Genomic DNA, 26161 nt, shown 5'->3' with positions numbered 1-26161 from the left:
TTATTATCTTAACAAAAAAAATGATTTCCAGCAGCACTTTCAAAATTTTGGATCAGCCTTTAGATTCCTATTGTATCTCAATTTCTGGTACACTTACTGGAGAGAACCTTAACGATCTTCGTCAGGAAGTTATAAGAAGCGTAGGTCTTCCTTATGATATTGTTTATATTGACACTAAAGATGTTCTGGATACTGATCTATCAGGAATTAATGAGCTTATCCATTCTCACTATCAACTTTCAAATGCATCCAAGCAATTGATACTGGTTTACAAGGCCAATTCAGCCATCGAAAAGTGGGCTGAAACTACCGGTTTTGATAAATTTATTACAACGGCTACTTTACCAAACTCTTAGTTGTCTGCGTTTTTATATAAAACAAGGAAACAAGACACCAAGCGTATATACCACTCCCCATACAAGCCATAAATACGTCCCAAAAACTTATATATTCTGGTAATAAAACTAATCTGATAGTTAAGATTAGCAATCCCACCAAACTTATATAAAACCAGTATTTCAAATTGCTTTGATATAAATCTTCGAAATTTTGAGGATGCTGCGGCATATCAGCAATCACACGACACATTATCCATAATCCCCAAAAACTAAAGAACACTTGTAACATCTGATACACAGGAACGTCATGATTACTAACAGAAATTTGATTGTTAAAAAAAGGGTGTTGCTGAACAAAAAAACCATCATCATGAGTAAAAGCATCCCAAATAAAATGACTAAATATACCGACTAATATAGAAGTTATTAAAACCAGCTTATTAGAAAGTGCGTAAGTATTCCATTTAAATTCTGCATATCTATTAAACCGTATTCGAAACCAATTTGGCAAATGAGCAAAAAAGGTATCTCTTAAAAGATTGTGATATACGAAGCAAATGATCAAAGCAACAGGTAAATCGAAAATAAAAATCCCCCAAAAGTGGTGACCTATATTTGGACCTGTTTTCATCTTTAAAAAAAATTCGAAATCAGGCACCATACTTCCCACAATAAGACCTGTGACCGAAATAAATCTTGTCTTATATCTACATAAAGGCATGATAATGGCCGGATGGGCGAGCGTAAATGGCATGGATATAATTTTTCGAATCCTAAATTCCTGTTCAGTTAAGAATTTCAGATAAAATTGATTCTACTTCCTTTCTGGAGATATTCTTTTTTAGCAAGAAATCGCATGAACCATGTGTAATAGACTGCATAGCAATGCTCAAATCCTCCAGGGCAGTAGTAAAAATGACTGCTGTTTCAGGAGAATTTTCTTTTATTTTCTTCAACACATCCAATCCATTCATTTCTTCCATCTGATAATCCAAAAATATAATTTCAGGTTTTTGGTGAATATTCTGAATGCAAGATTTTCCATCGGCAAACAGATCTAGATTTGTAAAACCAATTTCCATTAAAATCTGCTCCAGCATAGCAGTTAAAAAAGGATCATCGTCAACAATAAAAATTTTTTTATCAAATGCAGCGTTCATAAGGATATTAATTAGGAATGAGAAATGAGCGTTTAAACCAAATATACAAATAAGTATTCATGAGTTTCTCTAAAAGAAAAGATTAAATAAAACTTAAAAAAGTTCGACACATTTATCTTAAACGACTAAAGATTATGTTGAATATAATTAAAATTAACAACAAACCATAAATAGAATTATTTATTAATTCATTTTATATTATCAACTTAATTATCTAAATTGAATACAGAACAATATTCATCTAAATCGCTCATTATGAGAATATCTGTAGAAAGGAAACCTGTAAAACTGTATCCGGACCCAAAACGTGTAATTGCTCGCTTTTTTTTTAATGGAGATGAAAGAGCCAAAGAGGTAATAAAAAATGTCATTAGCCTATCTCACCAACAAGTTTTTGATATTATCTCCCCCATTTTACAAGAATATTCCAAAAGACATAGAAATATAACTAAAATTTTAAAACGGCACTGCAAAAAAGTAAAGCACTGTATTGAACTAGCTGGAATAAACTATGATTCATTAAATGACTACCAAGAGTTGTTAATAGGATCCTATTTTACACATGAATACTCTATTGAATCCGCTGCTTTTTTTAACCCGTCGGTTGTGGAAGATCCAGATCAAACTAACTTAGTTGAGGGGCACAAAAGACTAATTATTAGTTTTAGGGCGGTAGGCGAAGGTCATATTTCATCCGTTGTATTTAGAAGAGCATTAATAGATGATGCTGGCAATATAATTGTCGATCCCTCTGGAAATTATATCGTAGAAGCAGAAGTTGCCCGAAATACCATTTATAATAAGAAACTGTTTTTAAAAAAAGCTTCAGACGCACTTATTGATTTAACTATTCTAAATAGAGTTGGTTCGCATTTAGATGAAAAATTTGATTATGAAGCTCTAACAAAAACAGTATTAGAATTCAAGGAACAAGAACAAGATGATTCACTAAAAATAGAGTATGACAAAGTCATATGGCTTTCAGACACTTACCATGAATTCTATTTTTCCAAAGATACGGACATATCGGATCGGGTAATTTATCCAATTTCAGAGTTTGAACGTAAAGGAATTGAAGATGCTCGTTTTGTTCGTTTCGTTAAAGATGATGGTTCAATAATGTATTATGCTACTTATACTGCCTTTGACGGGCGGATGATCTTGCCGAAATTATTACAGACCGTTGATTTCTATGACTTTAAAGTGAGTCCATTGCACGGAAGTGGTGCTCAAAATAAAAACCTTGCACTCTTCCCCCGCAAAATAAATGGCAAATATGCCATGTTGTCCAGAATAGATGGTTGGAATAATTACTTGATGTATTCTGATAGACTTACAGTGTGGGATCATCCTGTAATGATACAACAACCAAAATTTCCGTGGGAATTTTGTCAGATTGGTAATTGTGGATCTCCAATAGAAACTAAGGCCGGATGGCTAATACTTACTCATGGTGTTGGTCCCATGCGAAAATACTGTATTGGTGCAACTCTATTAGATCTTGATGACCCTTCTAAAGTAATTGGTAGGCTTCCTGAACCTTTAGTTATGCCTAATAATGATGAACGTGAAGGTTATGTACCCAATGTATTGTATTCCTGTGGATCAATTATTCATAATGGAGAACTAATTATTCCATATGGGTTGTCAGACTATTGTGCCTCCTTTGCCTCAGTTAACGTTGATCTTTTACTTGAAAAACTTCATAATTCTTCCGATTCTATCAGTGAAAGTTCAACCTCTAACCTGGAAAATCAGACTTACACTACTTCAATAGCTTTTGTAAACACGTAGCCAGAATTAACGACCCTTATCATAAATATAATCATAACACTTTTTACATATTTTAATCGTTATCCCACGATAAGGAGTTCATATATTTAGGGGAGATCATGTAAGCTTGCTTGTGACTGACCTCTGACCTTCCTGACTGACCTTAACTCCCGATTCTTTAGTTTTAACTGGCTAGAACTGCACATTGGTTCCAATATTCTAAATGCATAATCCTTTTTTAAAATGTGGCTAGGTCAATTCTACCAGGTCCATAGTTAATCCAAAAACCAGCTCTTCTATTTTTACTGGGGCGTTGAGAGTCATCCTTCTTAGCGGCAGACCAATTAGAGAGACGTTGTATATCAAATTTACCATCATCTGTATGTCCGACTTCAATAATATCATTTAAATTAATCATAGTTGTTCTCACTTTGAGAAAAGTATTTACCCCCAATTTACTTTTCGGAAAACGATAAACAAGACATTAAACCATTAATTAATAGTAAGACAAAAAACATGTGTACTTTTCATTCTTTTAACTCACTGTATTCTAGTAGGACAATAATACCAAAACCAGGGTGTAGAAAGGGTATAAAAACCCCGAAATATTCTGCTTTTCTTTGATATATGACTTGATATGAAATAAACGAAAAAGCCCTCTAAACTGCACTGCCCCCAAAAAGTTAGACACTATTTGGGGGTATTTTTATGAGAAAAAACAGAATTCACACAGCTGATTTTAGGCTAAAAATCGTAAAGGAGAAGTTAAGGGGGACTTCAGCTAGAGCTTTATCATCAAAGTGGAAGCTATCCACTTCTTTAATCAGGACATGGGTTGACCATCATCAGTCATCCGGCGCATTAGGTTTATTGCCAAAAAGCCATCGTTGTTATGCAATTGAGTTCAAGAGAATTGTAGTTGAGGCTTATACTAATAAAGGGTTATCTTTACGGGATTGCTGCCGGCAATTCAATATGGTAGAAGATTATATTTCAATAAAAATGAACTAAAAAAATGGGTTGCTGCTTCCAGAAAGAAAACTGTAATCGAAATTCGGAAGGAAGCTGAGGAACGCATTAAAGTGATGGATAAACGAAGGAATTTTGTTTAAACCATTACTCATTTGTAATATATTCTTTGTTCCGATGTACAATAAACTGAAATTTCACTGGGGTAGTCATTTCCTCTTTGATGAAATCAGGTGTTTTAAGGTTGATTCTATCTGCCGCAATCCTTTTGGTCTTATCGACGATCTTCGCATAGATTTCAGTATTCTTAAACGCTTTATGACCAAGCATTTTGGAAACGGTATAAATGTCTGTTCCTAGTTCCAACTGAATGGTAGCGAAGGTATGACGGAAACTGTGGAAGGTGATGTTCTTTTTAATTCCGGCATCTCTAAGACAGTGCATGAAAAAGGTTCGTAATTTGGAGTATTTTAAGCCTAAAAAAACCAATTCATCAGGCTCTCCTTGTTCACCCATAAAAGCTACTGCTTGATCGGAGATTGGCAAAACTTCTGCGCTTTCTGTCTTTTCTTGAGAGAACTGCAAATGATACTCACCTGGCTTGCCCCTGACTTCTGACCATTTCAGGCTTTGAACATCTGAAAAGCGCAGTCCGGTAAGTCCTGAAAAGAGCGATGCTCTTTTCATCAAAGGTGAACTTGATGGTGTTTCGAAAAGCAATTGCAATTCTTCCAAGGTCAGGCGTTCACGATGAGTTTCTTTGGGGCTGATCGGTTTGACAAGAGCATGAAGATCCTGACTGATGTATCCTTTTTTATAAGCGATACGGAGAACTGCCCTAAACTTGGCATAGTAACTAACAGCAGAATTTCTTTGGATGGGTCTTCCCCACCTGCTTATCCCTGGCCCACTGAGCAAATAGTTTTTAAAGTCCTCACATAAAAAATCATTGACTTCTGGAAACTTAAGATCATGACCAGCAAAGGCGATAAAGTACCTTAAACCCATTGCCCAATGATCGGAGTTTGATTTTTGTTTTTTATGGGCTTCTGCTTTAAAGAAATCAATAAAACCTGAGTTTCTCATAGCGTCGGAAAGAAAACCGTATTTGCGGTTTTGTACGTCAAGCTGCCTTTGACTGCATATAGTACGAGCAAGGATCATAGTTTCCCTATTGTGTTCCCGTTCCCATTGATCGGCAGGGCTATCAAAGACGTAAAGTTTGAGAGCCTCAAAACGTTTTGGATTTCCGTTAATTGGGTTCTTCAGAGGCGGGTAATAGTCTAAAACCAGGCTGTGTCTGTTTTTAGTAATGATTTTTTTGCGTAGAGTGACTTTAGACATAACTAACGGTTTTGGTTAAAAATGCTGTGGAGGTCGGATTTCAGGACATAAGTATACCAGCCATCTTGAAATTTGGATAGGTTATTTCTTTTAATAAGATCGTACAGAGCCTTTTCAGAGCAATTGAATTGATCTTGTGCCTGTGCCATAGTATAGCAATATCTTGGATGAGGGTTCTTTTTGGGTTTTTCTCTTATCGGGGCTTCAAACTCTGATTGTTCAAATACTTTGTCAATTTCTGTTCTTTTAATGATGGTTTTTCTGGTACTGAGTCTCACGGCTTTGATTTTACCGCTTTGGAGGATGTTATACAAGGTTTTGGTACATAATCCTAAGAGTTGTGCAGCTTGTTTAATGGTTAAGAATTCCATTAAGACCGGATGGTTTATAACTGAGGTTATATTCTCTTTAACCTCCTTGTCAGATACTTTGATCTTTAAATCACGGATCTTTTGTTTGGCATGTCTGCCATTACATATTGTGCCACAGAACCTCGTTACGGTAGTTTTTGCCCGAAACGGTTTTCCGCAGTGTTCACAGATTCTTTGGATGTTGATGTTTGAACTCATTGCCTTGTTTTTTGTTCCTTTTCATTATCCCTGTAGGCACCTTTTTACTGCTTAAATCATCGGTAGTTATCTCGCCACTTTTTAGCCCTTTTTAGGGTAATTAAGGAGAATTAAGAGGAATTAAGGGTAATTAAGCGCAATGTTTTACCCTGTGTTTTTTTGAGGGTAAAATTTTTTGCTTGAGGTACAAATGAGGAACAAATGTGTGAAAAACTGTGGCAATTATCCAAGAATTTGGACAAAAGAAATAAACATAACTTATTAACAATAAGCTACTTACTATTCAATACTTAACATGATTATTCGTTATTATACAGGGCTACTTGCCAATACAAAACTTACTAAATATATTCTCCAGCAAATCATCCGTAGTAACCTTCCCTGTGATCTCTCCAAGGTAATAAAGTGCCTGTTTAATATCAGTCGCTAAAAAATCTGAAGTAACCGGGTTAACCAACCCTTGCGAAACGCTATCCAACGACTCCTGAGTTCTTCTCAACGCTTCCACATGTCTGATATTCGTAACCATCGTATGATTCTCCGACAACTTATCCCCTATCACAGTCTCATACAACAGTTCCTTCAGCTCATCTACATTCTGGTTTTCCTTTGCAGAAATCCCGATAAACCTAATATCAGAAGGCAAATTCAACTCCTTTACCCGATCGCTAAAAGATAAATCAATCTTATTCGCAACCGCAATAAAAGCTAAACCTGGTTTATACAATCTTGCAATATCCTCTTTAATTTCTTTAGCTGTCAGATTAAGAACATCAAATAAATAAACTAAAACAGCAGACTGACTAATCTTCAACATCGTCTTCTCAACACCGATCGCTTCTATCGTATCTGTAGCCTCCCTTATACCTGCTGTATCAATTAATCTAAAGTTGATACCATTGATATTCAGAACCTCCTCTATTGTATCCCTTGTCGTTCCTGCGATCTCGCTTACAATTGCCCTATCCTCATTCAACAAAGCATTCAGTAACGTAGATTTACCTGCATTTGGTCTGCCGGCAATAACCGTATTGATACCTTCTTTAATCACATTCCCTAATTCAAAAGAGCGGATCAGTTTATTCAATACTATTGTAATCTTATTAATCAGTTCCTGTAACTGATCTCTGTTTGCAAATTCGACATCCTCCTCAGAAAAATCAAGCTCCAGTTCTATCATAGAAGCAAAATGGATCAGTTGTTCACGCAACACATTCAGTTCTGTACTGAAACCACCTCGCAACTGGTTCATAGCCACGCTATGTGCCGCCTGAGAATCTGAAGAAATAAGATCGGCTACCGCTTCGGCCTGAGATAAATCCATAGCCCCATTTAAAAATGCCCTTAAAGTAAATTCTCCCGGTTTAGCGGCCGAAGCACCCTTTTTTATCAGCAAATTAATAATCTGCTGAATGATATAATTTGACCCGTGGCAAGAGATCTCCACCACGTTTTCTTTAGTATAAGATTTAGGCCCTACAAACAAACTTATCACCACCTCGTCGATCACGATGTCACCATCTTTAATCAGTCCAAAATGCAGTGTATGTGTAGGTTGGCTTAACAGATCCTTTCCGCTAAACACGGAATTTGCAATCGCAATAGCATCTTTCCCGGATAAACGGATAACACCGATTGCACCTGCTCCTGGTGGAGTTGATAAAGCTACTATTGTTTCATTTGTAATCATAACGGACAGAACTTAGATTTAAGATTGCGCAAAAATACCCAAACATTTCCTATCTTTTCATGTTTAACCATTGAAAATTAACATTTATATTACAATATGAAAGAATTACCTCTCACCGTAAAGCGGTCTATTGAACTTCTCGGTATACTACTTGTCGGTGCGCTGTTTGTCATTGCCAGTGATATTATCATGCCGGTGATCATGGCGTTTTTTATCAGTATCATGCTCGTGCCTATCTATCGTTTTCTGAGGAAATACAAAGTTCCCGAAATCATAGCCATCGTTTTTCCAATTCTTCTTGTTGTAGTTTTTGTTGCGCTCATCATCTGGTTTTTCTCCTCGCAGGTAGCTATTCTGGTTTCAGATTTTCCGCAGATTAAGAAAAACGTAGCCGTCCATCTGCAATCATTAAGTGAATGGATAAGCAATATCAGCCACTATTCACCAAAAGAACAACTGACCTTTATCAATAAAAAGAGCAATGATATTTTAAACATGGCTGGTGGTGTTGCAAGTGGTGCCGCAGTTACTTTAAGCTCTGTTTTCGTATTTGTTGGCTTATTGCCGATTTACATCTACCTGATGCTTTTCTATAAAGATATCCTATTGAGGTTCATTTTCATGTGGTTCAAAAAAGACGACCATCCTAAAGTTAAAGAAGCAATCTATGAAACGGAATCCATTATCAAGAACTACCTGGTAGGTTTACTGATCCAGATTACCTATATGACTGTCCTTTTAGGCGGACTACTAATGCTTTTCGGTATCCAGCACGCACTCCTGATTGGAATTATCTTCGCTATTCTCAATCTTATCCCTTATGTCGGTGCATTAATCGGAAACATTCTGGGCGTACTATTAACGCTAACAGCCTCTACCTCATTAACCCCGGTAATCACTGTTCTGGCAGTCATTGCAGCCGTTCAGTTTTTAGACAATAATATATTAATGCCAAGAATTGTAGGTTCAAAAGTTAAAATAAACGCTTTAATTGCTATATTAGGAGTAGTTGTTGGGGGTAGCATTGCAGGAGTTTCAGGAATGTTCCTTGCCATGCCAATAATCGCAGTACTTAAAGTGATTTTTGACAGAACAGAATCCTTTAAACAATGGGGTGTGCTTTTTGGCGATGAAAGACCAGCAAAGAGCCCGATGACCTTCCCGGGTTTCAGACGCAAGAGTAATGTTCAACTTACATCAGGGACACAAAAAGAATAAAAGATAGAAATTCGCTATATAAAAGATTAAAATTTTGTTGCTTAAATTTTAAATAAAGAAACCCCGGAGTGAATGCCCGGGGTTTTCTTTTATCAAATAATCTTTATAAAAAACAATCCCTTAACTCATCGTAGGAAAAGAGATTCCCTTTATTTTTCTGAACATCTCGACCGCATAAATATCAGTCATACCAGAAACGAAATCCAATACACAAAGTATCTTGGTATAATCATCAGTTTCTTTCGTTTTGAACTGATTTGGGATCAGCTCTACCAGTTTTTTATGATAGTTCGACTCATTATTCAGATAAGCAGGAATGAACTCTTCCAGCAAACCTCCCATTACTTTATAACCTGCAACCTCTATTTGTACCACAGAAGAATAGTTATAGATTTTTTTAATAGAGATACGCTCGATATACTTCATCACCGACAAGAAAGGCTCCTGAATTGCATCCATCAGACTTTTATTAAAATCTCCATTCAAAATAGCCTCCTGGTTATCATAAAATACCTGGGAACACTGCCCGATTAAAGTATTGATAGATTTTGCACGCATTAATGTAATTTTTGCATCATCATCTTCCATTTCGGCCAGACGGGCAGGTAGTTTAACATCATTACATAGTGGAAGCAATAAGCTCTCTACCTCCTCATAAGAAAGGATTTTCAAACGGTGTGCATCCTCCAGGTCAATAATATTATAGCAAATATCATCTGCAGCTTCAACCAGGTAAACCAGGGGATGACGCTTATAGATCAAGGGTTCATCCTGAACTTTGATCAGTCCCATTTCTTCAGCTATCTTTTTAAACCCACTCTGTTCGGCCTGAAAGAAACCATATTTTTTAGTATAAATATTCGTTCTGTCATGTCCCGCAATAGAAGCACAAGGATATTTTGCAATGGAAGCCAATGTCGCATAAGTCAATGCAAAACCTCCTGTACCTTTTCCTGCAAAAGAATGTGTCAATATCCGTAATGCATTAGCATTTCCTTCAAAATTGATCAGATCCTCCCATTGTGCCTCACTGACCCGGTCTTTATATATCTTTCCATCACCTGTAGTAAAATAATGTGAAATAGCAGATTCACCGGAATGTCCAAAAGCAGGGTTTCCTAAATCATGGGCAAGACAGGCCGAAGCAACAATATTACCAACTTCGACCAGCAAAGGGCAGGATTCATCTATATCCGGATTAGTCTCTTTTATTCTATTATAAAAAATAGTCCCCAATGACCTTCCTACACTTGCAACCTCCAGGCTATGTGTCAACCTGTTGTGAACAAAAACACTTCCAGGCAAAGGAAATACCTGCGTCTTATTTTGTAATCTCCTGAATGGAGAAGAAAAGATAATTCTATCATAATCACGTTGAAATTCAGATCTCGCTTCCTTTCCATTTGCAACAAAACGATCTTCATTCCCCCAGCGTTTAGAAGACAATAATTTTTTCCAATTCATAAATTGATAAAATGATTAGGCACAATAATACAGCAAATAAATTACAACTTTAAACCCAGGCCAATTTCAAAACTGCCATTTGTATTCTCTCCTATTGAAGACGTATTGACATTGTACATACCGCTAATCAGGTATTTTCTCAAATAATTCACACTTAAACCAAAGGTCGCACTCTTAGTACTGTGGTAAATACTGCTCAGATATATCTGCTTATTTGCCAAAGCTAATTGAAGACCGGCATCCCATATGTTATTCACCTCATCCATACCGCGATAGGCCAGCATAGGAGTCAGATCTGCTTCTTCCCCCGCTGTCAAACTGATGCGGTAGGCGACCGAAGTATAATATGTTTCCACGTCAGTCAGCTTGACTACATCCTTCTTAAAAAGATGCTTCAGATTGACAAAAGCAACCTGAAGCATTAATCGTTCATTGTTGTAAGCAGCACCAAAGTCACCGTCAAAATAATTCTCACGTGCATTGTACTGTCCTACCAGAGCATCATTATTATTTCCATTCAGCGCGTTCAAATCAACATGCTGACTCAGAATACCTGCAGATATCCCAAAGTGAAGAAACTGATGCGCCCCATCAAGAGGCAGATGATAAGCATAGCTGCCTACAAAACGAGTCTGACGAATTAATCCTTCCTCATCATTGTTCACATTCAAACCAACACCAGTCTTTTCAAAACCATAAACAGCAGTCAGATTTTGCGTTACAGGTGCGCCAGGTGCGGCATCCTTTTGTTTACGGAAAGCCCCATTCAAACTTAGTCCCTGAACTGCACCTGCCATCGCCGGATTGACAATATATGGATTGATATAAAACTGGCTTCCCAGTGGATTTCTTTGTGCCTGTACCTGCACAAAAATGCACAGGAACAGGATGACAAAGATAAATTTCAACTTAAAGATTTTCATTTCTCAGACTAAGCTTATTGTTCTCTGATTACCGTGATATACCCCTTTTTCTGTCCCAAACCATCACCATAAAAGAAGATATAATAATAGGTTCCTTCCGCAACAGGGCTCCCGTTAAATGTTCCATCCCAACTATTATCGTAGTTCTTTTTAACATATAACAGCCTGCCTGAACGATCAAATATTTTTACCATATTATTCGGATAATCATCGATATTTTTAACTATCCAGGTATCATTGCTACCATCTCCGTTTGGCGTAAGAATGTTTGAAGCATCAAATTTATGAGCAGCTGTATCTGTTTTTGACACCTCTTTCTGCTGTACATATGCAGAAGAGATAACTTTTTTAGCCAATGTATTATCATTAGCCGCAATTTCCAGCCAGTTAATATTAAATCCTCCACTTACTATCTTTAATCTGATAGTTTGGGTGCCTGGATTACTAAAATGAACAACTGTCGTAATGGTTGCCCAGTTTTGAAACCCTCCGGTTTTCGGAATATTTGTTGTTGATTTAACCGCACCTTCAGCAACGAAAGCAAGCTGTCCAGTAGTATAAGGACTGGCAATGCGGTATTTCACTGTATAATCTCCGGCTTTCGGAATAGTTACCGTATAATCCATCCAATCTCCATCATCCGCATAACCGACATTTAAACCGCCTTCCAGATCACTTGTAGGTTCAGTTTGAATACCAGACATCTGTGTAAAATCTTCAGCTTCAATATGTGTACTGAAACCAGTTACTTTTTTGCGGATATCCATCCAGTTAAAATTAAATGGAGCCGCAGCCGCACTGATCCGAAGTGTCTGCTGCCCTTTTGGAAGGTCAATAAAAGTACTCACGGTACTATAAGTTTGCCATGCACCAGTATTCGGTACAGCAAGACTTGCCAGTGAATGACCATTAGAAAGCACTTCTACTCTTCCTGTAGTGGCAATACTTGACAATCGCAATTTAAACTGATAAGTTCCGGCAGTAACCGCGTTAACTTTATAATCCATCCAGTCCCCGGTATCAATCCAGCCAATATCTTTACCCCCACCGGCATCATTCGTAGATTCTATTTGTACACCACTCATTTGTGTGTAATTTTCTGCCTCAATAAATGCAGGCAGCTGAACTACTGAAGAAGGAACTGAATCTTTAACAGCACTTCCGCAAACCTCAAGTTCATAAATAGAATAGCCATAAGGTGTATTTCTTTTTCTGCCATCCATTTTTATATAACGGTAGTTTTTACCAATACTATCAATGAAATCTGTTCGCACTTCCAATGGCATATTCCTTTTCACTGCAAGTGTGTCCCAGGTCAGTGAATCTTTAGAAGCCAGCAAATTATAATCTTTCGCATTTGCCCTTTCCCACGAAATACTGATCTTGTTTACCTTCGTTAAAATCCCCAGATCTACAGTCAGATATTGAGGATCTTCAAATTTACTTTCCCAGCGCGAGCCTGGATTACCATCTATTGCAGCTTCCGGATTACCAGATGAAGCATAAGCTTTTACCGGTGAAACACTATAGCACCCGGCAGGCTGCTGACCACTTTCAGGAAGAGCCGGATAAGTAAATAACGTTTGTGCAGGAACATTAAACTTAGCTGCAACACCACCATTATTATCATAAATAACACATTCTTTTTCGCTTGATGAAGGATTATAAACTACTGCATGGCTAAACTTACCATTCTTCTCAAAAGTACTGCTGGAAGGAAAATCAGTATGATAATTAAATGAGAAATCACCCAGGTTCTGATTAGCATGCGTATAATAATAGGTTATACCAGCGATCTTCTCATCCATAATATACTTTTTATCAGTAGGGCTTAGTTTTAAATTATCTTCCATAAACCCGGCTACATACTTAGGATCAAAAAGTTGTCTGAAACCCAATGCAACATGTGCCCAGTCATCACCATACTCAGTTTCATTTTTTTCTCCATTTTCTGCATTAGCTTCTTTTAGCAAATCATTATATTCTTGATGAGCCCATGTTGTATCCCTTGCGAAATACTTAAATGCAGGATTGATAGGTAAAAACTCAATTCCATGAACATATTGTGCCTGATTACCAAAAAAGGTTGTATGACCATGCCCCTGGTTAGAAACAATCGCAGACATATTATATTTATAACCCTTTGGGAAGTTCCTTTTTTTCCAGTCAAACCAATATTCCAATGTAGCATACGATTCACTGGTATAGCCAAAAGCACCAGCGTTTCGCATCTCCTGATCATGTATCAGATCTCCAACCAGAAATAAACCGATCCATGACTGCATTGCCTCAGAAGAAGATTCCTGGTTATTTCCACTTCCAGAACTTACCCCACCGGCATAACTGTGCCCGATCCACGGATCAAAAGTCCTGAAATAAGGCAGACTTGTATCTTTTCTATCCCAGTTTGCATATTGTTTAGCCACCAGCCTGATCATCTCCTTATAGTCTTCAAGAAACTTAGGATCGGCCATTCCATAAAGTGCACAAGCCAAAGTCAGATAGCCATAATGAAAATGATTATCCGTGAATTGTGATGAGCCATAAGACTCACTGAAACCAATTAGTGCACCCCAGCGGTCATATCTTGCAAAAAACTTACTTGATTCTCCAGGAGTATAGGTAAGCCAGTTCACTAATCTCGCTTTCGTTTTGGCTTTAAGTAATTCATAGGCCTGGTGATTAGTTTCCTTAGCCATCAATGTATACCTCGCAAAGTTCACCAGGTCTTTACCTCCATAATACGTATCATCACCAAAGTCATCTCTTTTAGAAAACTTCGTAATCTGATCGAACATGACGGCAGCATCATAAGGATGTTTATCCTCTTTATTTGCATAAGGTGCCGTATAATTAGGTAATATACCGCCAAAATCATAAGTAAAAGCAAACGAATTTCCGATGGAAGTTTTCATTGTTCCATGACTGGTCAGATAGCTATAAGGAGTAAAAGAAAGGTGATGAACAGCATCTTCATACAAATGAGGTAAAAATCCCTGCATAGTATTACCTGCAATCCCCCCCTTAAGATTTACGGTCTTAACATTCCAGTTTACCCCTACTTTACCTCCAGCTATATTATAATCATAATCGAATTTGGTATCGGTTACTTTATTAAAAGCATAGGTTTCGAACTCATTCAGATCCTGAGGCGATGGAAGTGCTGAAATCACAAAATAAGAATCACCATTTCCGGTGTTTAAAACCAGCCTTTCTTTCTGATCCATATCTGAAGCCCAGCGTGTTCCGAAATTACCATCGTTTATATTACCAATGACAAAATTTCCCTGAGTTGAAGTAGCAGAAACAGGCTTTCCCTGAGAAAGAAGAAGATCTCCATCATAAACCTGCATTTCATAGATTGAATAACCAAATCCAGTACCTTTCTGAGATAAATAGATTCTGACAAACCTGCCAGAAGCAGCTAGATTAATATCATCCAGATCACCATTACCTTTAGTTTCAGTAAATACATTACTCCAGTTTAAATTGTCAGTTGAAACCTGGATCACATAACCGGAAGCATAAGCATTTTCCCAGGTCAGCTTAACCTTTGATATTTTGCTGACTTTTCCAAGATCCAGTGTTACATATTGCTGTCCCTGAACTTCTGCTTTACTTTTCCCATCAAGATGAACACCAAAATAGCGTCCGTCAGTTTGCACAACAAACGATTTGGTTATTGGGAATTGAACAGCTTCTGCGTCTTTAGTCAGGAAAGAAGCTCCTTTATCAAAAGAAAATTCAGGATTAACATGATGCGTCTCTATCCACGTAAATGGAACACCGTGGGCCATTGTGACATCTATATTTTTATCATGTAAACTATCTGGCATAGACATGACAAGCCCCCAGTCGGACCAGTCTTTAGCAATAGCTTTATCCGGAGTATATCCTGATGAACTAATCATCATACTACCCCCATATTCCATATTACAGCTTCTGTCGTCGACAATGAACTTATTCGGAAAATGAACTTTAAAACCATTATTTTCAGGGTCAATTACCATTGGTGAAGCCCAGAGTGCCCCTGCACCTTTACTATTTACAATCAGATCTGTCCACCAGTCATTAGTAGGGATAGCCTGCCCTTTTTTCTGTTCAGCGACATAAATAGGCTTGGTGTAAATAAAATTTTTCAGATCTGCATTAACTACAGCAGACGGGGGGAAAGAAGCATAGCTTCCGGCACCTGCATTAACGGGTACCTGAGCTTTTAAATTGAGTGAGATGATCGCCAGAGCGGCAGCTAATAAATAACTCTTTTTCATTTGTCTATTAATTTATGTGGAGGTTTGTTATAGGCAAAAAAAAACACCAGATAAAAAATAGTCCGTTCTGTTACCGGAACAGGCCCGGTAACTAGAAATGACTATAGATATTTGGTGTGTTGTATGTTTTACAGCAAGAAGTATTTTTCTGTTTTTAACAGAAAATGCGGTATTATATTTCCTTATAATAGAATTCAATCATAAAGAACATTTTTAAAGATACAGCGTGCTAAGCAGTGGAAATGATTTAATAGCTTTTCATTAAAGAAACTAAAAGGTATTAGCATAAACAGATAATTTAATCATTTTTAAAACATATCTAAACGCAATAGCTGATCAGGTCACAACTAGTTAATTTATTAACTCAGAACATCAATTAATAAAATAAACATTGACTGATATATCAAATATTTCGTTACAAATCTAACATATGGATTCAAAAACATAAATTATTTCATAATAAATTATAAAAATAAATTTAAATAACCAATAAATAAAATAAATACTTAATTAAAGAAAATAAATAAACCAAATGTATTTGTAACAAATGAATTACACAGTCATCTGTATTAATTTAGACAGAATAAAATTAAGATATCATTTAAAGCAAAAAAACGACATCACTTTAAATTGAATATTAACTATTTCCAATAGATTTTAGCATTATAATTAGACACAAAAAGATAAATTACGCCTTTATTTACCCTTATAAATAAAGGACAGGACTTATAGTAAAACAATTATAAAAGTCTATCTGGCAGCAGTATAAAAAATCCAGTTAACTCTTCTATCCAGACTAAGGATAAAAGACAGAATAACGTTAGAAAAGCTTTAAACAAAAAAAAGAGATACCCTTAGTCAGGGTATCTCTTTGATTCAATCTTTTATAAAAATTGAATAATCATTTATAAAGCTGCTTACATTCTTTCAGGAACTTCAATTCCTAAAATACGCATCCCCGATTTAATAATATTTGAAGTCACCCAGCTCAGATTCAATCTGTGTTGTTTAATTGCTTCATCTTCTTCCTTCACAATTGGCGGAATCTCATGATAAAACTTATTAAACATCTTAGCTACCTCATAAATATAGTTCGCCAGTGTAGCCGGACTAAACGCTTTAGCAGCAGAGGCAATCTCAGCAGGATATCTTGATAATAAAATGATCATTTCCAGTTCTGTAGCTGACAAGGCTATATCGCTAGCCACATGCTGACCATTTTTATAATTTGCTTTGCTTAACAGCGATTTAATTCTTGCATGTGTATACTGGATAAACGGGCCTGTATTTCCCTGGAAATCGATAGACTCAGCAGGATCAAACAATAAACGTTTTTTAGGCTCAACCTTTAGCAGGAAATACTTCAAGGCACCCATTCCAATTTTATAGTAAAGACTTTCTTTCTCTTCCTCACTAAAATGGTCCACTTTACCCAAAGCTTCAGTTTTCTGTTTAGCAGTAGCGATCATTTCCGCGATCAGATCATCTGCGTCAACTACAGTACCTTCACGGGATTTCATTTTGCCACTTGGCAGATCTACCATTCCATAAGATAAATGATATAATCCTTTTGCCCAGCTCTTTCCTAACTTATCTAAAATCAGGAACAGAACTTTAAAATGATAATCCTGCTCATTCCCTACCACATAAATAGATTCATCCATTTTGAAATCATCATATTTCATTTGTGCAGTACCCAGATCCTGAGTGATATAAACAGAAGTTCCATCAGCGCGCAGCACCAGTTTTTGATCCAGTCCGTCCTCAGTCAGATCAATCCATACAGAACCATCAGGTTTCTTAAAGAAAACCCCTTTAGCCAGACCTTCTTCCACAGTATCTTTTCCTAATAAGTATGTATTACTTTCATAATAATACTGATCAAAATCAACACCCAGGTTTTTATAGCTAACGGCAAAGCCATCATAAACCCATCCATTCATCTTCTTCCACAGCGAGATTACTTCTTCATCACCAGCTTCCCAGGCTAATAACATCGCCTGTGCTTCTTTGATTAAAGGCGCATTCTTTTTAGCTTCATCCTCAGTCTGACCAGTTTCCTTAAGAGCTTCGATTTCCTTTTTATATTCTTTATCGAAGATCACATAATACTTGCCCACCAGGTGATCTCCTTTTAGACCAGAACTTTCAGGTGTTTCTCCATTACCCCATTTTAACCAGGCCAGCATAGACTTACAGATATGTATGCCTCTGTCATTAACCAGGTTAACTTTAAACACTTCTGATCCATTCGCTTTCAACAGCTCAGAAACAGAATAACCTAATAAATTGTTACGAACATGTCCTAAGTGAAGTGGTTTATTGGTGTTTGGCGAAGAATATTCGACCATTACTTTTTTACCATTCGAAGGAATAGTACCAAATTCTTCCTTAAGCAAATCTGTTTGAAAAAGATCAATCCAGTAAGAGCTCACAATGCTCAGGTTTAAGAAACCTTTAACTACATTAAATGCAGTTACTTCTTCAATATGCTCCTTAAGATATTCCCCAAGGTCATTTGCTGTTGCTTCAGGTGATTTTTTAGAAAAACGGACTACAGGAAACACAACAATAGTAATTTCTCCTTCAAATTCGCTGCGCGTGTCCTGAAGGTTAACTTGTGTTTCAGGCAAATCCTGATTGTATAGTTCTTTGACTGCATTCACAGTCGCAGTAATAATATGTTGTTGGATATTCATAATTCTATTCGTTTCTAAAGGCATTCGTTGCCTTAATTAAAATCTCAAATGCGTGTTCAGCCATTTGATTTTCCCGGTCAAGGGTTGGGTTAACTTCTACTATTTCAAAACAACATACTTTTTGATAAGCAAGAAATCTGGACATCAGGCCACCGGCTTCACGTTCAGTAAGCCCTTGAGCTACCGGAGTTCCAGTGCCTCTTGAAGCCGTAGGATCCATAGAATCCACATCAAAGGATACATAAATCAAATCGCACTGATCCAGATATTGCATGGTTTCAATAACAATTCTCTCTACTCCTCTTTTCCGGACTTCAGCAGTGCTGTACATCCTTACTTTATTTTTCTTCAGTAAATTTTCCTCCGGTTTCTCCATATCCCGCGCAGAAATCAGCACAAGATCGCTATAACTAATCTTCGGTGCAATTTTACCTACATTTTTTAACTGATACCAGTAATTTAGTGTCTCCTGATCAAGGTCATTAACTTTAGCGTCCAGATTATCCTCATCAAGCACCATTGCAAGCGGCATTCCATGCATATTTCCCGAGGGAGTAGTATATGGAGAGTGCAAATCTGAGTGTGCATCGATCCAAATTACACCTAATTTCGATTTAGGGAAAGCTTTTTTTATTCCTGCGATTGTTCCGGCAGCCGTACTGTGGTCACCGGCAAGAACAATTGGAAACTCATTTCTGCTTAAGGTTTCAGTCACCTCGTCGGCTACTCTTTCGACCATAGTCAAAATACCAGAAATCCGCTTAGCGAATGGACTACCTGTGTTTTCAAGTAATAAATGGTTCTCATTAGGAACCTCAACTGACTTATGTTTTTTAAAAAATCTACTACCAAAATCAAGGGCGGCAATCTTTATCGCGTCAACGCCCAGGCTAGCACCACGTGTGCCTGCGCCTAACTCCGACTTAACTTCTATAATCTTTAAGCTCTTCGTCATAAAATAAAATTACCAGTGTATTTTAAAGTGTTTATCTTTGGCACCAAAATTAACTCATTTTAATTTGTCAACCCTTTAAATAATTGTTCAAAAATATAAAAAATGCAGAGTTACTCCGAATTTCTTGATCTAAGTGTAGGTTTTCCTCAAGAAGGATACAGTGTCATCGATGACGAACTATACTTTCAGGATCTGAATTTAATGGAAATGATTGAGACTTATGGTACGCCATTACGTTTCACTTATCTTCCGATGATCACTAAAAAAATCCAGCAGGCGAAACTGTTGTTTCAAACTGCGATCATCAAGAACAATTACCGTGGAGATTACAAGTATTGCTATTGCACAAAAAGCTCCCACTTCAGACACATCGTCGAAGAGGCTTTAAAAAATGGCATTCACTTAGAGACATCGTCCGCGTTCGATATGCCGATGATTGAGGCCCTTGAGAAAAAAGGCGCCCTTACAAAGGACATTACCGTCATTTGCAATGGTTTTAAAACGTATCAGTACAAACAATATATCATTGATATGTTGCACGACGGATATAAAAACATCATTCCGGTATTAGACAACAAAGAGGAATTTAACCTTTTTGATGACGAAGTGGAATTAGAAACACCTTGTAATCTAGGTATTCGTATTGCAGCGGAAGAGCAGCCAGACTCACAATTCTATACCTCCCGTTTAGGTGTGCGTATGGAAGACGTAATTGACTTCTACAATAACAAAATCTCGACTAACCCTAACTTCAGGGTTAAATTACTGCATTTCTTCATCAACTCTGGTATTACAGATTCTCCGTATTACTGGAATGAGCTTGAGAAATACGTAACCTTATACTGTAAATTCAAAAAAATCAATCCTGAGCTGGATACTTTAGACATTGGTGGTGGTATGCCATTCAAAGATTCTTTGGTATTTGATTTTGATTATGAATACATGGTTAACGAAATCGTTAAACGTATCAAAGAAATTTGTGCTGAACACGATGTTGTAGAACCAGATATCATTACTGAATTCGGTAAATACACAGTAGCAGAAGCTTCTGGTATCCTTTACAAAGTACTGGGACGTAAACAACAGAATGACCGTGAAAAATGGTTAATGCTGGATGGATCTTTCATTACTAACCTTCCGGATGTATGGGCTTTAAACCAAAAATACATCTTACTTCCTATCAACAACTGGGATGCTGAATACGAAAGGGTTAACCTTGGGGGTATCACTTGTGATGGTCAGGATTATTACAATCAGGAAGCACATATGAACTCGGTATTTATGCCGAAGACACGTAAAGTACAGTACCTTGGATTCTTCAATACAGGTGCTTATCAGGAAGTATTGAGCGGATATGGTGGAATCCATCACTGTCTGTTACCAAGTCCGAAACATGTGATTATCCGTCGCAACCGTGATGAGACTTTCAACTTTGAGGTATTTGGAGAAGAGCAAAACAGTAAACAAGTATTAAAGATCCTGGGTTATACCTAGTCCCTGATCAATATAGAAATACCAATCCCGTTCGCAAGAGCGGGATTTTTTTGTTACTGACAATTAATAATTATCCTTACTTCACAAAAACCTTCACTATTTTCCCTTTCTTGTCCAGCAAAACATGCTGTCCCTTATTCGTCCAGGCTTCCCGTACCCCTGCCTTAAGTTCATGAACCTTTTTAAAACGCTCATTAAACCTATTGATATATCCATTCTCGTATCCTTCAGACCAATACCAATGCTCGCCATCCATTATTTTATGGCCACCTAAGGTATACTTAGCAACACCATTTTTAAAAGGCTCCACAAAATCAAAAACAGCGGGAATAACTTTCTTCCAGTTCTCATCAGCGAAACCTATCTTACTATTTTCGACAAAACGAAAAAAGCCTTCCTGCATATAATCTGGTCCATTATCATAGATAAACGGTATCAGAATTACTTTTCCTGTTCTGTCAATGCCTTGCAGTCCCGCTTTAGGCTTGACAACAAAAGTCCGCTCATAAAGCGTATCATTACCAAAATCCGGAATAAATTGCGCGGGAATAACAATTTTCCCTGCACGGGTCTTATACCCCATTAATTCATTCCCTTTTGACTTAATAGTATAAGAAACTAAAAAATCGGTTCTCTTCTGCTGTGCGAACCCGGCTGCACCTAACATTAATATTTGTATAGTCAAAAACAGCCTGATCATTCCTTTTAATTAATTTATATAAATTTTAAATTACCAATATGCAACTTTTATCTCAAAATCGCGCCTTATCATAAAAACCAAATCCATGAAACGAGCCACAATCCTATTCTTTTTATTCGTACTTACAGGTATGAAACTATTCGCACAGAATAAATTTCTTGCTGACAAAACATATCTCGATCATAATCAGAGAGCCATAAGATACAAAGACCAGAAGCAATACTTACAATCAGGCCTATCCTACGACTCATTATTTAAAGCTCATCAAGGCAATGGGGTAACCAGAGATAAATATATAGCTGCATGCTCATGGGCTTTAGCCAACAATTCAGACAAAGCCTTCTACTACCTAACTCAGTACATCAACGAAACACAGACCTTCCTGCTCGACTTCCTTTACGAGGATCAGGACCTTAAAAGTCTTCATCAGGACCGGCGCTGGGAGCCATTAACCAGCCTGAGCAAACTAAATATCCAAAAGGCAAAAGAAAAATACAAACCACAAGACACCCTTGTTGACGTCGGCACCCATAAGCTCTTCTTTAACATCATCAAAGGGTCATCAACAGTCATCTTATTTGAAACCGGCGGAATGGATAACTCAACCGTATGGTCAGAGCTCTTAATCCCAATATATGACGCCACTGGTGCAACCTTAATCACCTACGACAGGGCCGGCTATGGTAAAAGCACCCGTGACTCGGTCAATTCGGACATTACAAATGAAATCAAAGGCCTTGAACTAGCCCTTTCAAAACTAGGCTATGCCAGTGCTAACAAAATCCTTGTATGTCACTCCTTAGGAGGTTTCTATGCTGATATCTATTCTTCAAGAAACCCGTCAAAAGTAAAGGCGGCAGTATTCATTGATGCAAGCCTTGGTAGCTTCTACACAGACCAGGCTATCAAAAGAGTACTTACAGATCCAAACGGCCCTCTTGAACAAATAAGAAAGGACAACATCAGTATCTACTACATCGCAGTAGACCTTCATCAAAACGCAGCGACCGTCAGAGCTACGCCTTTCCCTGCACATATACCAATTACAGACATATACGCAGAGACCCCACCCTGGGAGCATGAAATAGATAACAAAGGTTGGAAAGACGGTCACAAAAACTTCATTAAAGCCCGTCCAAACAGTAAAATAATTCTGGCAGAAGGCTGTACCCATTACGTAGCCGTAGATAATCCGCAACTCGTTCTCAATGAAATAATCAAATCATATCAAACAGTTGTAAAAGCTCAGTGATAGCAATCCTAATAGTAATCCAACAGCAATCCAACAGCAAATCTTAATAACAATCCAACAGCAATCCTAATAGCAATCCAACAGTAAATCTTAATAACAATTCAACAGTAAATCTTAATAACAATCCAACAGCAAACCTAATAGCCATCCAATAGTAAATCTTAATAGCCACCCAGCAGACCAATGTAGAAAGTTTCTCAATTTTTTACATCTTCTGAGGGAGGGCTTTCCTTAGGAAAAATAAACCGGCATTGATAGTTTTCGAACATTGGCCATTCTTCATGGGCGCGGTTCGTAAAACTATCAATGCCGGTTTATTTTCTTTTCTTTTCCCTCAGAAACAAAAAAGGGGTAAATCTTTCGAAATACCCCTTATAAAAAACCAAACTCAATTACAAAACTTTAATCTCTTTACTATCTTCCTTCACTTCAACCCTTTTCCCAATCGCAATTGTCAATATCCCATTCACATATTCTGCAGAAATTTTCTCTGCATCAACACTTTCAGGTAAAGTAAATGATCTTGCGAAAGACAAATAATCAAATTCTTTCCTGCTATAGTTTTTCTTTACTTCTCCATCGGCCTCTTTTTTCTCAGCCCAAACAGAAAGCGTATCTTTCTTCAAATTAATTTGAAAATCACTTTTCTCCAAACCTGGTGCTGCCAGCTCGATAGTGTAATTTATTTCCGATTCTAAAATATTTACTCCAGGAACTTTATTTATAGTATAATTTTTATTTAGCGCTTCACTGAACAAAGAATCAAAAACATTGTTAAAGTAAGGTGCGTGGCTTCTTGTACGGTTGTTAAATTTTACTAATGTCATAGCTATATTCTCCTTTATTTTTTTTTATTTTTAAATATATAACCACCTGTTCAACTCCCATACCAAACCCATAATCTATGACATTTAAGACATTTTGGCATTCAAAACCAAAACAAACAGACAAAAAGTCAGTTAACCCAGGTAGTTTAGACAGCTTCAAGTATAAAACAGCAATAGAAACCCGTTTTGCTGACTTTGATATGCTTGGCCATGTGAATAATGCAGTATACTTCACCTATTTGGAGATTGCGCGTACAAAGTATTGGAACAATGCAATCTCATGGAACTGGAAAGAAACAGGTGTTGTTATTGCACAGGCGTCAATAGACTATATCAGTCCAATATTTATAGAAGATAAAGTAAGTATATATGTACGCACTTCCAGAATTGGAAATACGAGTTTCGATCTGGACTACATGATCGTCAAACATATCCATGGTAAAGAAGAAATCTGTACCAAAGGAAAAACTATTTGTGTAGCCTTCTCCCATTCCGGTAAAAAAGCCATTCCTATTCCGGAAACAGAAAAAGAGAAAATGATAGCTTTTGAACAACTTTAGAAAGCTGTTCAGAAGCCATCAATCTTTAAACTTAAAATATCTTTCCAGGATTCAAAATTCCATTCGGATCAAAAACCCTTTTAATCCCTCTCATTAGATTAAGATTGATTTCGCTATACTTAATAGACATAAATTCTTTTTGCACAAGCCCAATTCCATGTTCTCCTGAAATCGTTCCGCCCAGGCTGGTTGTTAACCTGAACAATTCAACAATACCATCTTTTAATTTATTCTTCCAGTCCTCATCGCTCATTCCCGCTTTGATAATATTGATATGCAGGTTACCATCGCCTGCATGCCCGTAACACACACTTTCAAAACCATATCTCGAACCAATTTCTTTAATTCCGTTGATTAATGCTGGAAGTGCAGCTCTTGGCACCACCGTATCCTCTTCCTTATAAACAGAATTTGACTTCACCGATTCGGCCATTGTTCTTCGCATACGCCATAAATCCTCCTTCTGTCCGGCAGTATCAGCAAAAAGCACTTCTGAGCAGTTAAACTCTTCCAATACCGTATTTACCTTTTCACAATCCTTAAAGATTGCATCCATATCATCTCCATCAAATTCTATCATCAGATAAGCATTTACACCATCTTTGATATCAAATTTAATATCATCATACTTTACCACCCATTCTACCCCCTTACGCTCCATAAACTCTAAAGCAGAGGGAATAATACCAGCTCTGAAAATTGCAGATACCGCAGCACAAGCTTGTTCATTATGAGAAAAAGATCCCAGCATCAGCACACTATTCTGCACTTTAGGAATCAGTTTAGTAACGATTTTAGTCACCACGCCCAATGTCCCTTCAGAACCAATCATTAACTGGGTCAGATTATAGCCGGAAGCATACTTCAGTGTATTTGCTCCTGTCCAGATAACTTCGCCGGTAGGTAAAACAACCTCCAGGTTCAATATGTACTCTCTGATAGTTCCATATTTCACCACCCTTGGCCCACCCGAACCGTGTGCTACATTTCCGCCTATAAAGCAAGAACCCTTACTTGACGGATCAACAGGATATAACAATCCGTGTTCAGCAACCGCATTCATAAATTCTTCAGTAATCACCCCTGGTTCAACTGTAGCCTGCAGATTTTCAGTATCAATAGAAATAATAGCTTTAAAGCGTTCCATAGATAACAATACACCACCAAACACGGGTAAGGCCCCACCGCTCAGTCCTGTTCCACCACCTCTTGGCGTAACCGGAACATGATGTTCATTACAAAGTTTCAACAGGGCCGATACAGCAGTTGTATCTACAGGTTTTACAACTACCTCGGGTTGAAACTGAAGATCTTCAGTTTCATCGTGGCTATAATCTACTAATGAAACATCGTCAGTAAAAACATTCTCTGCACCCAAAATGGAAACAAGCCGGGTCAGAAAATCAGGATCTATCTTTTTATAATCAGGGAAGTCGGACATATATATTTAATATTTCTTTTCGGATGTATAGGATAATTGAACAAATGAATTGTCAATCTCACCTGGCATCGGCGGATGCACTTTCTTGATTCCGGCTACAGCAGTTAAAACAAAAGGAAAAGTAGAAATTGTTCTGTCCAGAATAAGCTTAACCACAGACTCTAACATCTTTTTGGTATTCCTCATCTCTTCGAGAATAATTGTATTCAGCACTTCATAATTAACGGTTCGCTGTAAGTCTTCAGTATCGCCCGAAGGGATAAAAGTAACTTCAACGCTAACCAGAAACTCAGTTCCTGTAAGTTGCTCTTCCGGATAAAATCCATGCAGGGCAAAACATTTGACATCATTTAAAGCGACAGTTTGTAAATACATAATGATCTGATTTGTGCAACAAAATTAAATTTTTGATCGGTTTTAGCCAGCCATTACACGAAATTATTACCTTTGAAAACAAGCTTCGGATAATAGTTATATAATATTACGAAAAGATTTGTATAATGTTACCAGGCAG

The 26161-nt window shown here is 37.3% G+C and carries 22 protein-coding genes; 7 read left to right on the top strand and 15 right to left on the bottom strand.

All coding sequences use genetic code 11. The features are described from left to right. Window positions 1–20: 20 nt before the first annotated feature. Window positions 21–356: an STAS domain-containing protein gene (locus tag HDE68_RS04215; RefSeq protein ID WP_183879222.1), complete on the top strand. Its 336-nt coding sequence runs from the start codon at window positions 21–23 to the stop codon at window positions 354–356. On the opposite strand, the gene HDE68_RS04210 is transcribed toward HDE68_RS04215, so the two are convergent. Together HDE68_RS04210 and HDE68_RS04205 are read right to left on the bottom strand one after the other, a co-directional pair. Next, window positions 337–1092 (bottom strand): DUF4184 family protein, encoded by a 756-nt coding sequence (locus HDE68_RS04210; RefSeq protein WP_183879220.1) that lies wholly within the window; start codon window positions 1090–1092, stop codon window positions 337–339. The genes HDE68_RS04215 and HDE68_RS04210 overlap by 20 nt on opposite strands. A gap of 31 nt (window positions 1093–1123) precedes the next feature. Further along, window positions 1124–1498 (bottom strand): response regulator transcription factor, encoded by a 375-nt coding sequence (locus HDE68_RS04205; RefSeq protein WP_183879218.1) that lies wholly within the window; start codon window positions 1496–1498, stop codon window positions 1124–1126. 255 nt (window positions 1499–1753) lie between these two features. Here HDE68_RS04205 and HDE68_RS04200 point away from each other — a divergent pair, with 255 nt between their 5' ends. Beyond that, window positions 1754–3292 carry a glycoside hydrolase family 130 protein gene (locus HDE68_RS04200; RefSeq protein ID WP_183879217.1) on the top strand — a complete coding sequence of 513 codons (1539 nt, stop codon included), beginning with the start codon at window positions 1754–1756 and terminating at the stop codon, window positions 3290–3292. A gap of 217 nt (window positions 3293–3509) precedes the next feature. On the opposite strand, the gene HDE68_RS04195 is transcribed toward HDE68_RS04200, so the two are convergent. After that, window positions 3510–3689 (bottom strand): hypothetical protein, encoded by a 180-nt coding sequence (locus HDE68_RS04195; protein ID WP_183879215.1) that lies wholly within the window; start codon window positions 3687–3689, stop codon window positions 3510–3512. Window positions 3690–3979: 290 nt separating this feature from the next. Between HDE68_RS04195 and HDE68_RS04190 the strand changes: the two genes are divergently transcribed. Then, entirely contained in the window at window positions 3980–4282 is a 303-nt protein-coding gene (locus HDE68_RS04190; RefSeq protein ID WP_183879213.1) for a helix-turn-helix domain-containing protein, read from the top strand. 105 nt (window positions 4283–4387) lie between these two features. Here the strand turns inward: HDE68_RS04190 and HDE68_RS04185 are convergent, their stop codons facing one another. The 3 genes from HDE68_RS04185 to mnmE all read right to left on the bottom strand — a co-directional run bounded on the left by HDE68_RS04185 (window position 4388) and on the right by mnmE (window position 7843). Next, window positions 4388–5584 (bottom strand): site-specific integrase, encoded by a 1197-nt coding sequence (locus tag HDE68_RS04185; RefSeq protein WP_183879211.1) that lies wholly within the window; start codon window positions 5582–5584, stop codon window positions 4388–4390. Between the two features lie 2 nt (window positions 5585–5586). Beyond that, complete coding sequence (locus HDE68_RS04180; RefSeq protein ID WP_183879209.1) at window positions 5587–6153, bottom strand: helix-turn-helix domain-containing protein; 567 nt, start codon at window positions 6151–6153, stop codon at window positions 5587–5589. Between the two features lie 319 nt (window positions 6154–6472). After that, a complete protein-coding gene (gene mnmE / locus HDE68_RS04175; protein WP_183879207.1) occupies window positions 6473–7843 on the bottom strand; it encodes a tRNA uridine-5-carboxymethylaminomethyl(34) synthesis GTPase MnmE in 1371 nt (456 codons plus the stop codon). A 96-nt stretch (window positions 7844–7939) separates the two neighbouring features. Between mnmE and HDE68_RS04170 the strand changes: the two genes are divergently transcribed. Next, window positions 7940–9061, top strand: coding sequence for an AI-2E family transporter (locus tag HDE68_RS04170; RefSeq protein ID WP_183879205.1), 1122 nt, complete (start codon window positions 7940–7942; stop codon window positions 9059–9061). A 120-nt stretch (window positions 9062–9181) separates the two neighbouring features. Here HDE68_RS04170 and HDE68_RS04165 read toward each other — a convergent pair whose 3' ends face one another. The 5 genes from HDE68_RS04165 to rocF form a co-directional block, all read right to left on the bottom strand. Next, on the bottom strand, window positions 9182–10525 hold the full coding sequence (locus HDE68_RS04165) for a deoxyguanosinetriphosphate triphosphohydrolase (RefSeq protein WP_183879203.1): 1344 nt from the start codon (window positions 10523–10525) through the stop codon (window positions 9182–9184). A gap of 41 nt (window positions 10526–10566) precedes the next feature. After that, window positions 10567–11448 (bottom strand): PorP/SprF family type IX secretion system membrane protein, encoded by an 882-nt coding sequence (locus HDE68_RS04160; protein WP_183879201.1) that lies wholly within the window; start codon window positions 11446–11448, stop codon window positions 10567–10569. Window positions 11449–11462: 14 nt separating this feature from the next. Then, complete coding sequence (locus HDE68_RS04155; protein WP_183879199.1) at window positions 11463–15719, bottom strand: carbohydrate-binding protein; 4257 nt, start codon at window positions 15717–15719, stop codon at window positions 11463–11465. A gap of 917 nt (window positions 15720–16636) precedes the next feature. After that, a complete protein-coding gene (gene argS / locus HDE68_RS04150) occupies window positions 16637–18418 on the bottom strand; it encodes an arginine--tRNA ligase (protein WP_183879197.1) in 1782 nt (593 codons plus the stop codon). Window positions 18419–18422: 4 nt separating this feature from the next. Then, complete coding sequence (gene rocF, locus HDE68_RS04145) at window positions 18423–19373, bottom strand: arginase (protein ID WP_183879195.1); 951 nt, start codon at window positions 19371–19373, stop codon at window positions 18423–18425. A 102-nt stretch (window positions 19374–19475) separates the two neighbouring features. On the opposite strand from rocF, the gene HDE68_RS04140 reads away from it, so the two are divergent. Continuing rightward, window positions 19476–20867 (top strand): arginine decarboxylase, encoded by a 1392-nt coding sequence (locus HDE68_RS04140; protein ID WP_183865460.1) that lies wholly within the window; start codon window positions 19476–19478, stop codon window positions 20865–20867. Window positions 20868–20943: 76 nt separating this feature from the next. Here the strand turns inward: HDE68_RS04140 and HDE68_RS04135 are convergent, their stop codons facing one another. Further along, a complete protein-coding gene (locus tag HDE68_RS04135) occupies window positions 20944–21567 on the bottom strand; it encodes a WG repeat-containing protein (protein WP_183879193.1) in 624 nt (207 codons plus the stop codon). An 85-nt stretch (window positions 21568–21652) separates the two neighbouring features. Here HDE68_RS04135 and HDE68_RS04130 point away from each other — a divergent pair, with 85 nt between their 5' ends. Continuing rightward, on the top strand, window positions 21653–22819 hold the full coding sequence (locus HDE68_RS04130) for an alpha/beta fold hydrolase (RefSeq protein WP_183879191.1): 1167 nt from the start codon (window positions 21653–21655) through the stop codon (window positions 22817–22819). Window positions 22820–23211: 392 nt separating this feature from the next. Here the strand turns inward: HDE68_RS04130 and HDE68_RS04125 are convergent, their stop codons facing one another. After that, window positions 23212–23646, bottom strand: coding sequence for an Hsp20/alpha crystallin family protein (locus HDE68_RS04125; RefSeq protein ID WP_183879189.1), 435 nt, complete (start codon window positions 23644–23646; stop codon window positions 23212–23214). A gap of 77 nt (window positions 23647–23723) precedes the next feature. On the opposite strand from HDE68_RS04125, the gene HDE68_RS04120 reads away from it, so the two are divergent. Continuing rightward, entirely contained in the window at window positions 23724–24206 is a 483-nt protein-coding gene (locus HDE68_RS04120; protein WP_183879186.1) for an acyl-CoA thioesterase, read from the top strand. 31 nt (window positions 24207–24237) lie between these two features. Here HDE68_RS04120 and HDE68_RS04115 read toward each other — a convergent pair whose 3' ends face one another. Together HDE68_RS04115 and HDE68_RS04110 are read right to left on the bottom strand one after the other, a co-directional pair. Continuing rightward, the gene (locus tag HDE68_RS04115; RefSeq protein ID WP_183879184.1) at window positions 24238–25647 is read right to left on the bottom strand and encodes an FAD-binding oxidoreductase; all 1410 of its coding nucleotides are present in this window, start codon (window positions 25645–25647) and stop codon (window positions 24238–24240) included. 6 nt (window positions 25648–25653) lie between these two features. After that, on the bottom strand, window positions 25654–26022 hold the full coding sequence (locus HDE68_RS04110; protein WP_183879182.1) for a dihydroneopterin aldolase: 369 nt from the start codon (window positions 26020–26022) through the stop codon (window positions 25654–25656). Window positions 26023–26161: the final 139 nt, after the last annotated feature.

It is taken from the genome of Pedobacter cryoconitis (assembly GCF_014200605.1).
Taxonomy (GTDB): domain Bacteria; phylum Bacteroidota; class Bacteroidia; order Sphingobacteriales; family Sphingobacteriaceae; genus Pedobacter; species Pedobacter cryoconitis_B.
The sequence above is the reverse complement of the archived record's forward strand: the minus strand, read 5'-3'. Positions and strand labels throughout refer to the sequence as shown.